This is a genomic window from Burkholderia sp. CpTa8-5, assembly GCF_017815045.1.
Lineage (GTDB): Bacteria > Pseudomonadota > Gammaproteobacteria > Burkholderiales > Burkholderiaceae > Burkholderia > Burkholderia sola.
The window spans coordinates 166,691-179,432 of record NZ_JAGIQD010000002.1; the positions used below are offsets into that span (position 1 = coordinate 166,691).

General features: G+C 66.1%; 14 protein-coding genes. 7 read left to right on the plus strand and 7 right to left on the minus strand.

Annotation, left to right across the window (positions count from 1 at the left end):
* Positions 1 to 8: 8 nt before the first annotated feature.
* The 4 genes from epsC (at position 9) to J8I35_RS04190 (ending at position 4,241) form a co-directional block, all read left to right on the plus strand.
* On the plus strand, positions 9 to 947 hold the full coding sequence (gene epsC / locus J8I35_RS04175; protein ID WP_050017253.1) for a serine O-acetyltransferase EpsC: 939 nt from the start codon (positions 9 to 11) through the stop codon (positions 945 to 947).
* 8 nt (positions 948 to 955) lie between these two features.
* Positions 956 to 1,177, plus strand: coding sequence for a helix-turn-helix transcriptional regulator (locus J8I35_RS04180; protein WP_050017252.1), 222 nt, complete (start codon positions 956 to 958; stop codon positions 1,175 to 1,177).
* Between the two features lie 138 nt (positions 1,178 to 1,315).
* A complete protein-coding gene (locus J8I35_RS04185; RefSeq protein ID WP_050017251.1) occupies positions 1,316 to 2,248 on the plus strand; it encodes a family 2A encapsulin nanocompartment shell protein in 933 nt (310 codons plus the stop codon).
* Positions 2,223 to 4,241, plus strand: a complete 2,019-nt coding sequence (locus J8I35_RS04190; protein WP_209924581.1) for a family 2A encapsulin nanocompartment cargo protein cysteine desulfurase — start codon at positions 2,223 to 2,225, stop codon at positions 4,239 to 4,241. The genes J8I35_RS04185 and J8I35_RS04190 overlap by 26 nt, the downstream gene beginning before the upstream one ends.
* 80 nt (positions 4,242 to 4,321) lie before the next feature.
* Here J8I35_RS04190 and J8I35_RS04195 read toward each other — a convergent pair whose 3' ends face one another.
* From J8I35_RS04195 to J8I35_RS04220, 6 genes are all read right to left on the minus strand, one after another.
* Positions 4,322 to 5,206, minus strand: coding sequence for an acetylglutamate kinase (locus J8I35_RS04195; RefSeq protein WP_209924582.1), 885 nt, complete (start codon positions 5,204 to 5,206; stop codon positions 4,322 to 4,324).
* 48 nt (positions 5,207 to 5,254) lie between these two features.
* Positions 5,255 to 5,776: a PTS sugar transporter subunit IIA gene (locus J8I35_RS04200; protein WP_209924583.1), complete on the minus strand. Its 522-nt coding sequence runs from the start codon at positions 5,774 to 5,776 to the stop codon at positions 5,255 to 5,257.
* A gap of 132 nt (positions 5,777 to 5,908) precedes the next feature.
* Positions 5,909 to 6,130: a hypothetical protein gene (locus tag J8I35_RS04205; RefSeq protein WP_209924584.1), complete on the minus strand. Its 222-nt coding sequence runs from the start codon at positions 6,128 to 6,130 to the stop codon at positions 5,909 to 5,911.
* A gap of 607 nt (positions 6,131 to 6,737) precedes the next feature.
* Entirely contained in the window at positions 6,738 to 8,378 is a 1,641-nt protein-coding gene (gene groL, locus J8I35_RS04210) for a chaperonin GroEL (protein WP_050017246.1), read from the minus strand.
* 12 nt (positions 8,379 to 8,390) lie between these two features.
* Positions 8,391 to 8,681 (minus strand): co-chaperone GroES, encoded by a 291-nt coding sequence (locus tag J8I35_RS04215; RefSeq protein ID WP_011694564.1) that lies wholly within the window; start codon positions 8,679 to 8,681, stop codon positions 8,391 to 8,393.
* Positions 8,682 to 8,874: 193 nt separating this feature from the next.
* A complete protein-coding gene (locus tag J8I35_RS04220) occupies positions 8,875 to 9,894 on the minus strand; it encodes an NAD(P)-dependent alcohol dehydrogenase (RefSeq protein ID WP_124638399.1) in 1,020 nt (339 codons plus the stop codon).
* Positions 9,895 to 10,020: 126 nt separating this feature from the next.
* Here J8I35_RS04220 and J8I35_RS04225 point away from each other — a divergent pair, with 126 nt between their 5' ends.
* Positions 10,021 to 10,950, plus strand: coding sequence for a LysR substrate-binding domain-containing protein (locus J8I35_RS04225; protein WP_124594171.1), 930 nt, complete (start codon positions 10,021 to 10,023; stop codon positions 10,948 to 10,950).
* A 123-nt stretch (positions 10,951 to 11,073) separates the two neighbouring features.
* On the opposite strand, the gene J8I35_RS04230 is transcribed toward J8I35_RS04225, so the two are convergent.
* The gene (locus J8I35_RS04230) at positions 11,074 to 11,364 is read right to left on the minus strand and encodes a hypothetical protein (RefSeq protein WP_245170095.1); all 291 of its coding nucleotides are present in this window, start codon (positions 11,362 to 11,364) and stop codon (positions 11,074 to 11,076) included.
* 242 nt (positions 11,365 to 11,606) lie between these two features.
* Here J8I35_RS04230 and J8I35_RS34800 point away from each other — a divergent pair, with 242 nt between their 5' ends.
* Positions 11,607 to 11,732 carry a hypothetical protein gene (locus J8I35_RS34800; RefSeq protein WP_256975687.1) on the plus strand — a complete coding sequence of 42 codons (126 nt, stop codon included), beginning with the start codon at positions 11,607 to 11,609 and terminating at the stop codon, positions 11,730 to 11,732.
* Between the two features lie 307 nt (positions 11,733 to 12,039).
* Complete coding sequence (locus J8I35_RS04240; protein ID WP_245170096.1) at positions 12,040 to 12,738, plus strand: hypothetical protein; 699 nt, start codon at positions 12,040 to 12,042, stop codon at positions 12,736 to 12,738.
* The last annotated feature ends 4 nt before the right edge of the window (positions 12,739 to 12,742 follow it).

Here is a 12,742-nt window from a genome sequence, read left to right on the forward strand (position 1 = left end):
AAAGCAGCATGGCCGCATTCGATATCGACGACATCGTTCAATCGCTGCAGACGGTGCGCCGCGCATGGCGCGAAAAACAGCGGCGCTCGCTCGAACCGGGCGGGCGCGATTTGCCGGCGCGCGAGGCGCTCGCGCAGATCGTCGGCGCGCTGAAGGGGGTGCTGTTCCCGATGCGGCTCGGGCCCCCCGACCTGCGGCAGGAAAGCGAGAACTTCCACGTGGCTCACGCGCTCGACGCGGCGCTGAACGCGCTGCTCACGCAGGTGACGCTCGAATTGCGTTACGCGGCGCGCCAGCGTAACGCCGACGGGCCGGTAGACAACCTCGGCGAAGTCGCGTCGAAGGCCGTGCAGGCGTTCGCCGCACGCTTGCCGGAGATTCGCCGCCTGCTCGACAGCGACGTGCTCGCGGCCTTCCACGGCGATCCGGCGGCGGGCAGCGTCGACGAGGTGCTGCTGTGCTATCCGGGCATCCTCGCGATGATCCACCACCGGCTCGCGCACGAGCTGTACGGGCTCGGCCTGCCGCTGCTCGCGCGGATCATCGCCGAGCAAGCGCATGCGGAAACCGGCATCGACATCCATCCGGGCGCGCGCATCGGCGCGGGGTTCTTCATCGACCACGGCACGGGCGTCGTGATCGGCGAGACGGCGATCATCGGCGAGCGCGTGCGCGTGTATCAGGCCGTCACGCTCGGCGCGAAGCGCTTCCCGCGCGATGCGGACGGCCATCTGGAGAAAGGGCTCGCGCGCCATCCGATCGTCGAGGACGACGTGGTGATCTATGCGGGCGCAACGATTCTCGGCCGCGTGACGATCGGGCGCGGCGCGGTGATCGGCGGCAACGTGTGGCTCACGCAGGACGTGCCGGCCGGCGAAAACGTCACGCAGGCCGTGCTGCGCAGCGAAGCGAACGCCGCGCCGCGCACGGCGGCGCGCGTCGCCTAGGAGGCGCGATGAGCGACCTCATCCATCACTTCGGCGCCACCGTGCGCAAGCTGCGCGAAGCGCGCACGTGGTCGCAGGAGCAACTGGCCGAGCACGCGGGGCTGAACCGCTCGTATGTCGGCGAGATCGAGCGCGGCGAGGCGATCGCATCGATCGTCACGGCCGACAAGATCGCGCGCGCATTCGACGTGTCGATCTCGACGCTACTGCCAAGCGCGTACGTCACCTGAGGCCGTCCCCCATCGTTTTCCCCTTTCGGGTGCACGACCTGACGGCTATAGCATGTTGAGCCGGCAGGGGCGTGCTTCCGATAATCACCCAGCGTCATAAGCAATCCCGTTTTTCATCTTAAGAACCCGGAGCCACACATGTCGACCGTTGCAAGCGGCACGGCCGCGCTGAGCGATCACGCCGCCCGCCAACTAGCGAACGCTACCAAGACCGTCCCGCAGCTTTCCACGATCACGCCGCGCTGGCTGACCCATCTGCTGCAATGGGTGCCGGTCGAGGCCGGCATCTACCGCCTGAACCAGGTGAAGAACCCGGAAGCGGTGCGCGCCGCGTGCACGCAGCTCGAGGACGAAAGCGTGCTGCCGCAGACCTTCGTGCCGTACGAGGAACAGCCGCGCGAATACTTCCTGAACGCGGTGAGCACGGTGCTCGACGTGCATACGCGGATCTCCGATCTTTACAGCAGTCCTCATGACCAGATCAAGGAACAGCTGCGCCTGACGATCGAGACGATCAAGGAACTGCAGGAAAGCCAGTTGATCAACAATCCCGATTACGGGCTGCTCGCGAACGTGACCGACGAACAGCGGATCTTCCCGCTGACGGGCGCGCCGACGCCGGACGATCTCGACGAGCTGCTGACGAAGGTGTGGAAGGAGCCGGCATTCTTCCTCACGCACCCGCTCGCGATCGCCGCGTTCGGCCGCGAATGCACGCGGCGCGGCGTGCCGCCGCCGACGGTCAGCCTGTTCGGCTCGCAGTTCCTCACGTGGCGCGGCATTCCGCTGATTCCGTCGGACAAGGTGCCGGTCGCGGACGGCAAGACCAAGATCCTGCTGCTGCGCGTCGGCGACAAGCGCCAGGGCGTCGTCGGCCTGTATCAGCCGGGCGTCGCGGGCGAGCAGGGGCCGGGCCTGTCGGTGCGCTTCATGGGGATCAACAACCAGGCGATCGCGTCGTACCTGATCTCGCTGTATTGCTCGCTCGCGATCCATTCTCCGGATGCGCTGGCTGTCCTCGATGACGTCGAAATCGCCAAGTTCCATGACTATCCCGACACCTACCGTTAATCCCGGCCTGGCCGGCGGCGACGCGCACGCGTTGCCGCATGCGCCGCTGCCGGCCGGCTTGCCCGACCCGGCGACGCTCGCGCGGCTCGCGTCCGAGTTCTTCGCGACGCCGCCCGGGCAGGCCACCGCGCCCGGGCTGTCGGCCGGCAGCGGTGCGGTTGGCGGCGTGCCGTCGGCCTTGCCGGCCGCGGCGCCGATTCTCGCGTCGGTGAGCAACCCGGTGCCGGGCGGCTCGCCGCTCGCGGGCCCGGGCGGCGCGGGCACCGGCGTGCCGGGTCTTGCGTTGCCGCAAGGCAAGGTACCGGGCGCGAACCTCGCGCCGTCCGCGCCGACGCACGTGCTGTCGCTCGGCAACCGCGCACCCGCGCTCGCGCCGCATGCGGCCGCGCAGAACGGGCTGCCCGACAACGCGGTGTCGATCGCGCCCGCGCTCGAACCGCGTGTCGGCGGCGCGGCGCTCGGCGTGCCGCAGGTGAATACGCCGGCACCGGAAAGCGCGGCGAAGACGTCGCCGTACTACTTCACCGACGGTTCGCTGCAAGGCTGGCAGGCGACGCCGCAGGACATCGTCGTGCCGTCGAACGGGCTGGCGTCGCCGGAAGCGTTCGGGTTGCCGGACGACGACGCGCTGCGCGAACTGCTCGCCGTGCATCGCGACGTGCCGGTGTCGCGTGCATCGGGCGCATCGGGCGCATCGGGCGCGGATGTGCCGCGGTATTTCATCGACGACGCGCACGCAGCCGAGCCGCAAAGCCAGCTGTATCGCGGCGCGCATCCGCCGTTCGACGTGAACGCGATCCGCCGCGATTTCCCGATCCTTCAGGAGCGCGTGAACGGCAAGCAGCTTGTCTGGTTCGACAACGCGGCGACGACGCACAAGCCGCAGGCCGTGATCGACCGCCTCGCATACTTCTACGCACACGAGAACTCGAACATCCACCGCGCGGCGCATGCACTGGCCGGCCGCGCGACGGATGCGTACGAGCATGCGCGGGAAACGGTGCAGCGCTTCATCGGCGCATCGTCGCCGGACGAGATCGTGTTCGTGCGCGGCACGACCGAGGCGATCAACCTGATCGCGAAGACGTGGGGCGTGCAGAACGTCGGCGAAGGTGACGAGATCGTCGTGTCGCATCTCGAGCATCACGCGAACATCGTGCCGTGGCAGCAGCTTGCCGCGGTCAAGGGCGCGAAGCTTCGTGTAATTCCGGTCGACGATTCGGGGCAGGTGCTGCTCGACGAATACCGGAAGCTGCTCAACGATCGCACGAAGATCGTGTCCGTCACGCAGGTGTCGAACGCGCTCGGTACGGTCGTGCCGGTGAAGGAGATCGTCGAGCTCGCGCATCGCGCGGGCGCGAAGGCGCTCGTCGACGGTGCGCAGTCGATCTCGCACATGCGTGTGGACGTGCAGGCGCTCGATGCGGATTTCTTCGTGTTCTCCGGACACAAGATTTACGGGCCGACCGGGATCGGCGTCGTGTACGGCAAGCGCGCGATCCTCGACGACATGCCGCCGTGGCAGGGGGGCGGCAACATGATCGCGGACGTGACGTTCGAGCGCACGGTGTTCCAGCCGCCGCCGAACCGCTTCGAAGCCGGCACCGGCAACATCGCGGATGCGGTGGGGCTCGGCGCGGCGCTCGACTATGTGAACCGCATCGGCATCGAGAACATCGCGCGCTACGAGCACGATCTGCTTGCGTATGCAACGAGCGTGCTCGCGCCGGTGCCGGGCGTGCGGCTCGTCGGTACCGCGCGCGACAAGGCGAGCGTGCTGTCGTTCGTGCTGAAGGGCTATGAAACCGAGGAGGTCGGGCAGGCGCTGAACGAAGAGGGCATCGCGGTGCGCTCGGGGCATCACTGCGCGCAACCGATCCTGCGGCGTTTCGGGCTCGAGGCCACGGTGCGGCCGTCGCTCGCGTTCTACAACACGTGCGATGAAGTCGATGCGCTGGTGAGCGTCGTCAGGAGACTGGCGGCGCGGCGTTGACGTTTTCGTTGCGCTGACGTCGATGTTGCCCGCTTGCGGCGGCCTTTGCGGGTCGCCGCAAGCGTTTTTATGCTACCCGGTTAGAAACGCACGACCGGCTTCTGCTCGACGCTGAAGCCGTCACGCAGCACACTGGCCGAATCCGCGAAATAACGGCGGATCTCCGACAGCAGATCGGTGTTGCCGCGCCGGCAGAACACCACGCCCGATCCTTCCTCCGTCAACAGCTCATCGATCAGCGATTCGGGTTGCCCGATATCGGCGAGATGGACGTTCTGCACGCCGTGCGCGAGCGCATCGAGCGCGTCGCGTACGCACGGCGCCGCGTCGGCGGCTGGATGTTCGGCGAGCCATTGCTCGAGTTCCGCGATGCCGTACAGACCGGCAAGCTCGCCGAGTTCGCGCAGCCATGCACTGTCGACCATCATCACCAGCGTGACGGCGCCCGTGCGTTGCGCGAACAGGCTGCCGAGCCGTTCCGGGCGCAACAGCCGGTCGTGGCCCGCGTCGTCCGGTGCGACCGGCATCACGACGGGCACCAGTCCATTGTCGAGAAACGCGTTCAACGCAGCGCTGTCGAATCGTGCGATCGCGCGTGTGCTCGCGTGGTCGGGTTCAGCGCTGGCAACCAGCAAGCCGCCGTCGTGACCGTCGACACCGATCGCCGGGGCGCCGTGGCTGCCGATCAGGCGCACCAGTTCATGATTGATGCCGGTCATGGCCGCATGCACGGTGTGGACCGATTGCGTGCCGGACGCGGTCGGGATGCTTTGGATCACGATCGGACGGATGCCGGTGAGTGCGAGCAGCGCGACATCCTGTGCGAAGGCGGAGCGCGCGTGGGCGTCGCTCGCGGCACCGCCGTCGACGATGACGACGGTCTGTCCGTGCAGCGCCTGCATGAAAGGCAGCGCGCGGGTCAGGCCGGCCACGCGTCGGGTGGGAGTATCAGGGTCTGGGAACATGGGAATCGGAAATGATGGAGGGAATGCCTGCCGTTGCACGATGTCGGGTCAAACAGTGCGTTGCATGAGCCGGTGAATCTCTTCGGGCGTTTGCGCATCGCGCGACGCCTGCCGGATCGCGCGTTCGCTGAACCATCGCGCGGCATCGGCGAGCAGTTCGAGGTGCATGCGGCCGTCCGCGTGCGGCAGCACCAGCACGATGAATTCATGCACGGGCTTGCGGTCCGGCGCGTTGAACGCGAACGGGTACCGCGCGCGAACGAACAGCGCGACGGCCGAGCCGAGCCCGTCGACGCGCGCATGCGGAATCGCGACGCCTTGCCCGAGGCCGGTCGAGCCGAGTTGCTCGCGCTTGATCAGTTCGGCGCGGATCCGGTCGGCGGATACGCCGCTGCCGCGCGCGACATGGCGCGCGATCAGGTCGAACAACTGGCTCGCGCTTTCCACGGGTACATCGAGCAGGATGTTGTCCGGCGGACAAGCGTTGGCGAGCCGGGGCGCGGACGGCGTGCTGCCGCGTCGGTGAGGGAGGGGGGATTGGCCGCCGACGGCGGCCTGCTGCGTTTGCATGCGGATTGCTCCGTGTCGGGATGACAGGGAAATCCTAGATAACCTCGCGTAAAGACGGTGTCAGATACGCGGTGGGCAAGCATTAAAATTTCGTATCGAGCGCCGACGGAGTCGCGCCCGATAGGGGCAACCTCAGGTGCCCGACAGTACGAACGGCAGCGTCGTCAGCACAAACACCGAAATGCCGACGACCGGCGCACCGAACGCGATTGCCGCGAACGCGACCGCGGCGCTCGCCAGTACGAGCGTTCTCGACACCCGGCGATGCCGGTCGTGCGCCGTCGCTCGCGCTTCGTGGAGGGTTTCGGTCCGCCTGCCGATCACGTGTTTCCAGAACGTCAAACCCAGCATCATTTCACGGCTCCTGTATGAAAGACGATCGCGACGGGGCATGCGATGCTGCGGAAGCGGAAGGCCCCGTGAATGAAATCAGTGATGCAAAACAACCGGCTAGAATCGGCGGATCGATGGCGCGTCGTTACGCGGCCTGTGTCGATGCACGTGCTCGAACGCATACATTGCGATGCGTGACGACCACATCGACATCGCGTTCAAGCGTGCACGGAAAGGACTACGGCGCGCATCGTCCGCCTGTCGGCAGGACGGTGACTCGGGAAGGTGACGCAGGCGTCCGGCCTGTCAGGCAGAAAAGCAACTCGGAGGACGAGGACTTCGGATGCGCATGGCGCGTGCTCGGCGGTGGATGGCGGACCCATTCTAGTGAACGGATGCGCGGGCGCAAGTAAAAAGGTCGTAAAGGCGTGTGAGTCGCGCGTTACGTGCACTGCGAAAGATGCGCGCTGGTGTGGCAGGGTGCGTATCAGAACGTTTGGTTTGCGCCAACTGCTCCGCAGACGGTCGATCCTAAAGAAAAACGCGTGACGACTTCCGTCGCCACGCGTTTCCCGTGACTACATGACCGCGCGCATACCGACAAACCGGCGCGCACGCCGCCGCGTCGTCAGAAATCGAACCCCGGCCCGCCCGCGCCCGGGCCGCCGGGCGCAGCGGCCGGCGCCGCATCCTTCGGCGCTTCGAACACGGTCGCATCGGTCGTCAGCAGCAGCCCGGCCACCGACGCCGCATTCTGCAGCGCGGTGCGCGTGACCTTGGTCGGATCGAGCACGCCCGATTCGACGAGGTCGCCGTACTCGCCCGTCTGCGCGTTGTAGCCGAAGTTGCCCGCGCCTTCCGCGACCTTCGCGACGACGACGCTCGCCTCCTCGCCCGCATTCGTGACGATCTGGCGCAGCGGTTCTTCCAGCGCGCGCAGCACGATCTTGATGCCCGCGTCCTGATCGGCGTTCGCGCCCTTCAGTTCGCGAATCGCCTGCCGTACGCGGATCAGCGCGACGCCGCCGCCCGGCACGATGCCTTCCTCGACGGCCGCGCGCGTCGCGTGCAGCGCGTCGTCGACGCGATCTTTCTTCTCCTTCACCTCGATTTCGGTCGCGCCGCCGACCTTGATCACCGCCACGCCGCCCGCGAGCTTCGCGACGCGTTCCTGCAGCTTCTCGCGATCGTAGTCGGACGTCGCCTCTTCGATCTGCACGCGGATCTGCTTCACGCGCGCCTCGATGTTCTTCGCATCGCCCGCGCCGTCGATCACCGTGGTGTTTTCCTTGCCGACTTCGATGCGCTTCGCCTGGCCGAGCTCGGCGAGCGTGGCCTTCTCAAGCGTCAGGCCCGTTTCCTCGGCGATCACCTGGCCGCCGGTGAGGATCGCGATGTCCTCGAGCAGCGCCTTGCGGCGATCGCCGAAGCCCGGTGCCTTGACCGCCACCGTCTTCAGGATCCCGCGGATGTTGTTCACGACGAGCGTCGCGAGCGCTTCGCCTTCGACGTCTTCCGCGATGATCAGCAGCGGCCGGCCCGACTTCGCGACCTGTTCGAGCACCGGCAGCAGATCGCGGATGTTCGAAATCTTCTTGTCGTGCAGCAGGATGTACGGGTTTTCGATCTCGGCGATCTGCTTGTCCGGATTGTTGATGAAATACGGCGACAGGTAGCCGCGATCGAACTGCAGCCCCTCGACGACGTCGAGCTCGTCGGCGAGCGACTTGCCGTCCTCGACGGTGATCACGCCTTCCTTGCCGACGCGGTCGATCGCCTCGGCGATACGCTGGCCGATCGATTCCTCGCCGTTCGCGGAGATCGTCGCGACCTGCGCGATTTCCTTGCTCGTGGTGGTCGGCTTGCTGATCTTCTTCAATTCGTCGACGGCCGACGCGACGGCCTTGTCGATGCCGCGCTTCAGGTCGAGCGGATTGAGCCCGGCCGCGACGTACTTCTGGCCTTCACGGACGATCGCCTGCGCGAGCACGGTAGCCGTCGTCGTGCCGTCGCCGGCCGCGTCGCTGGTGCGCGACGCGACTTCCTTCACGAGCTGCGCACCGATGTTCTGCAGCTTGTCCGCGAGTTCGATTTCCTTCGCGACCGACACGCCGTCCTTCGTGACGACGGGCGCGCCGAAGCTGCGTTCGAGCACGACGTTGCGGCCCTTCGGCCCGAGCGTGACCTTGACCGCGTTCGCGAGAATGTTCACGCCTTCGGTCAACTTCGATCGTGCGATGTCGCTGAAAATGATTTCCTTGGCTGCCATGATTGCGCTCCGTTATTGATTGACGACCGCGACGATGTCTTCTTCGCGCAGCACGAGAAACTCGTTGCCGTCCACCTTGACGGCTTGCCCCGCGTACTTGCCGAACAGCACGCGCTCGCCGACCTGCAGGTCGGGCACGATGCGCTGGCCGTCGGTATCCTTGCGGCCGGGGCCGACGGCGATCACTTCGCCCTGATCGGGTTTCTCGGCGGCGCTATCGGGAATCACGATGCCCGATGCGGTGGTGGTTTCCTGGTCGAGTCGCTTCACGATCACGCGGTCGTGCAAGGGGCGTAGGCTCATCTTTTCGTCCTGTGCTGTTCTGTCGAAATTGGCTGGCACTCTTTAACAGAGAGTGCTGACGAGTATAAAAACGCGCGGCGGTGCGATCCAATAACGGATTCGGAAAAGCATTTGCGCGAATGCGCTTTGGACGGGAAGACGGGGAGCGGAGAGGGAGGAGGCGGAAGAAGGCGGCGTGTGCCGCCTTCAGGCGTCACGATGCGACGCGAATCACGACCTTGCCGAAGTGCTGCCCCGATTGCAGGTATGCATACGCTTGCGGCGCCTCGTCGAAGCCGAACACGCGATCGACCACCGGCTTGATCCGTTTCGCGTCGACGAGCCGCACGACGTCGTCGAGCATCGCGCGGCTGCCGACCATGAAGCCGTGCAGACGCCGGAAGCCGCCGATCAGCGGCAGCAGCCCGAGTTCGGGCCCGTCGAAGCTGCTGAGCCCGCCGATCACCGACACGATGCCGCCTGTTTTCGTCGCGGCGAGCGAGCGCGGCAGCGTATCGCGTCCGCCGACTTCGACGACGAGATCCGCGCCCGCACCGCCGGTGAGGCGCAATACTTCGTGTTGCCATTCGGGCGTCGTCCGATAGTTGATCGTTGCGTCCGCACCGAGTGCACGAGCGCGTTCGAGCTTCGCGTCGCTCGACGACGTGACGATCGTGCGCAACCCGGCGGCCTGCGCGAGCTGTAGCGCGATGATCGATACGCCACCCGTGCCGAGCAGCACGACGGTCGCGCCCGGCGACAGTCCGCCGTCGACGAACAGCGCGTTCCACGCGGTGACGCCCGCGCACGACAGCGTCGCGGCTTCGTCGTAGTCGAGATGCGCGGGGATCGCGACCAGCGCGGCCTCGTCGGACACGAAGCGTTCGGCGAGCACGCCGTCGAATTGCGCGCCGGGCGAACCCGACACTTTGTGCGGTGTCGGCGGCCCGTCGATCCACCGCGGGAAGTACGTATTGATCACGCGGTCGCCCGGCTTGAAGCGCGTGACGTCGCGGCCCGTCTCGACCACTTCTCCGGCGCCGTCGGCGACCGGGATCAGCGCGTCGGTGCCGATACCGAGATAGTCGCCGCGCGCGAACATCAGGTCGCGATAGTTCAGCGCGGCCGAATGGATCCTGACGACGACGCCGGTCGGCCCGACCGCGCGCGGTGTCGCGTCGATGCGCCGGAGCCCGGCAATGCCGTCGCCCGGTTTGATTTGCCATGCATGCATGTCGACTCCTTTTCGAGATAGTCAGGACTATCATAGTGTTGCGCAGGTGGACGCATTGGCGAGAATTCGGCCGACGATTGTCGCCAGCACGGACACAACCCTGTCATCGCACCGGAGCGGAGCGGCATGGATGAACGGCTGAGAGGCGTCGCCGAATTTGTCGACGTGGTGGAATCGGGCAGCTTCGCGGCGGCGGCGCTGCGCCTCGGCATGACGCGCTCGGCCGTCGCGAAGATCGTCGCGCGGCTCGAACTGCGTCTCGGCGCGCGGCTGCTGCAGCGCACGACGCGCCAGCTCGGCCTGACCGACGAAGGGCTCGTCTATTACGAGCAATGCCGGCGGCTGCTGGCCGAACTCGGCGAAACGGAGGCCGCGCTCGACGCGGGGCGCCGCGAGCCGGCCGGGCGCGTGCGCGTCAGCGTGCCGGTGCTGTTCGGGCGGCAGTGCGTGGCGCCCGTGGTGCGGCGTCTCGTCGAGCGCCACCCGCGGCTCGAAATCGACATGTCGTTCAGCGACCGCGTGGCCGACCTCGTCAACGACGGCTTCGACCTGGCGGTGCGCATCGGCGAGTTGGCCGATACGAACGCGCTGGTCGGCCGCAAGCTGGGCGTGCAGCGCATGGGCATCTGCGCATCGCCCGCGTATCTCGCGCGTCACGGCCGGCCGTCGGGGCTCGACGAACTCGCGTCGCACGTCGGCATCGCGTATTCGCGCGGTGGACAACCGACGCCATGGCGGGTCATCGGCGCGGACGGCGCGGTGCACGACCATCGCGCGGCCGGCCGGCTGCGGTTCGACGACCTGCAGGCGATCGCCGATGCGGCTGCCGCCGGCGCGGGCCTTGCGTGGCTGCCGTGCTGGCTGATGGCGCCGTACGTGCGCGACGGCCGCCTCGCGCTCGTGATGGACAGCGACAGCGTGTCGGGCGCCGAAGTGTTCGCGGTGCGACCGGCGGCGCGTCACGTGCCGTCGAAGGTGCGGGTCGTCGTCGATGCGCTGGTCGACGAGATTCCGAACATGCTGGCGTCGGACGACGCGAACGGCGAGCGCGGATGACGGCGAGCGGTTCTCCGATGACGACGTGACAATCTGGTTGGATGCGTGTCGCACTCTCGTGCGTCTCGCATAGTCAGCCTGAACCCAGTGAGGAAAAACCGGTAAGCCGCTTTTTTCGGGCGACTAGCGCTTGCGTCGTCGCGGATCGATACCGTTTTGTTCGAGCAGCTTGCGCAGCCGCGAGTTTTCGATCCACAGTGAAGCGAACGCGGTCACCGTCATCAGAAGCGGAAACCATTCGCCTGTCGCGCTGATGATCGCCCAGCCTGCGGCCGTGACGATCAGTGCCGTGACGATGAGAAGCAATCGGTCTGCAAGCCAATTCATTGCGCACCCCGAATCGCAGTGTTCGCCTTCAGGCCGAGATAGCTGTACGGGCGCGGCGCGAGCACTTTCTCGGGATAAGTCGCGCAATTCTTACATGTCCCTTTCCAAAAATTGACCGGCAACTCTAGCAGGTTGTCGAGCAGATCGATCGAGTTTAGATCGGGTGATTGCGCCGGCGATATCCCGCCCATGGTGCCGGGTAGCGCTGACGCTGGCATGCCGATCGGTCGCGGTAACCTTCGCGATTGCCGCGATCGGTGTAGTTTTGCAGCTCTTGTTGGCCGTCTCGAGACTTTTTCTAACGTTTCCACGCCAAGGATGGCGAGGGTATGGAGCGCATTGGTGCGCTACGGCGACGCGTCGCGTGTGTCGGCGCTGTTTTCCTGATACCACCCGCCACCGCGTTGATCGCGCTCGTCGTGGTCAGCGAGACGAGCGGCGGGCTCGCGTGGTGAGGCATGGCGCTTGCGGCCGCCGGTCTGTATCGGGTGATGCGGTATTGAGCGCACGACAGGGACTACCTGGGGCAGGTAACAGAATTTAAAGATTTCCGACGCTGGGAGCACATACGTACATCCGGAATGCGGGCGTCTGCGCGGCGCCAAACAGCGAGCCGCAGCGCCTCGGCGGCATGTCTCGGGGAAACAATGCGAGCCGTCAGTCCCGACGCGCGCAGGTTTTTGCGTGTTCCATGAAAACCGCGAGCTTGTGACATCGTGTTGCGAAAAGTAGATTCGCCCGACGGTAACGCCGGGGTTTCGAATGGCTTCAATCGCAATCGAATTGGGTTCGGGAAAGCGCGCGACACTGACGCGCGCGGGACGTGGAACGTTGTTGGCCAGTCAGCGCGCCGCAATCTCCGAACTGATGCTGCACTGGCCGAAGTATGCAGGCCTGACGACGAATGCGGTGATGTACGTGCGGCAATTGGGCCTTGGTACCGTTCGTGGTGCACCGCTCGATTTGCTCAGGTCCGCCATCGGGGATGGGCGGGTCGTCGTCGAGATTGAGCGCGTGGCGGTGAATGGCGGCGCTTCGGGTGGTCGGCGGTCCCTGCCCCCTCTCCCTCGTGGGAACCGGTTCGGTAGAGTGGCACCCATGGCGTTGCGGTCTGCGGACACGCCAATCCCGAGTTGGGCACGGCCAAGCGATGTATCGGCTGATGAGTTGATACGATACCTGGAGAGCATCATAGCTGGCACAGGCAGTGGTATTGCCGGCATCGCGCCCGTACGGGTTGATAGTGCGCTGCTCAGCGACGCGACACCGTTCTCGCTCGACGACTCACCGTGGGGCGACGCTATGACCACGGCGGCTGTCGACGCGTTTCAAGAGGCACAGTGTTTCGCACGATACGAAATCGACATGGAAATGTGTGCGGCCGCTGGCGCGATGTATAAAGACCCCAGAACCTACGCATTGTGCAGGCAACGTGCTTTCGAAAAAATTTCAGACCTGTAGAGGA

Excerpts from the sequence above, each read along its gene's own strand:
- epsC (WP_050017253.1), top strand. The coding sequence starts at position 9 with ATGGCCGCATTCGATATCGACGACATCGTTCAATCGCTGCAGACGGTG.
- J8I35_RS04180 (WP_050017252.1), top strand. The coding sequence starts at position 956 with ATGAGCGACCTCATCCATCACTTCGGCGCCACCGTGCGCAAGCTGCGC.
- J8I35_RS04185 (WP_050017251.1), top strand. The coding sequence starts at position 1,316 with ATGTCGACCGTTGCAAGCGGCACGGCCGCGCTGAGCGATCACGCCGCC.
- J8I35_RS04190 (WP_209924581.1), top strand. The coding sequence starts at position 2,223 with ATGACTATCCCGACACCTACCGTTAATCCCGGCCTGGCCGGCGGCGAC.
- J8I35_RS04195 (WP_209924582.1), bottom strand. The coding sequence starts at position 5,206 with ATGTTCCCAGACCCTGATACTCCCACCCGACGCGTGGCCGGCCTGACC.
- J8I35_RS04200 (WP_209924583.1), bottom strand. The coding sequence starts at position 5,776 with ATGCAAACGCAGCAGGCCGCCGTCGGCGGCCAATCCCCCCTCCCTCAC.
- J8I35_RS04205 (WP_209924584.1), bottom strand. The coding sequence starts at position 6,130 with ATGATGCTGGGTTTGACGTTCTGGAAACACGTGATCGGCAGGCGGACC.
- groL (WP_050017246.1), bottom strand. The coding sequence starts at position 8,378 with ATGGCAGCCAAGGAAATCATTTTCAGCGACATCGCACGATCGAAGTTG.
- J8I35_RS04215 (WP_011694564.1), bottom strand. The coding sequence starts at position 8,681 with ATGAGCCTACGCCCCTTGCACGACCGCGTGATCGTGAAGCGACTCGAC.
- J8I35_RS04220 (WP_124638399.1), bottom strand. The coding sequence starts at position 9,894 with ATGCATGCATGGCAAATCAAACCGGGCGACGGCATTGCCGGGCTCCGG.
- J8I35_RS04225 (WP_124594171.1), top strand. The coding sequence starts at position 10,021 with ATGGATGAACGGCTGAGAGGCGTCGCCGAATTTGTCGACGTGGTGGAA.
- J8I35_RS34800 (WP_256975687.1), top strand. The coding sequence starts at position 11,607 with ATGGAGCGCATTGGTGCGCTACGGCGACGCGTCGCGTGTGTCGGCGCT.
- J8I35_RS04240 (WP_245170096.1), top strand. The coding sequence starts at position 12,040 with ATGGCTTCAATCGCAATCGAATTGGGTTCGGGAAAGCGCGCGACACTG.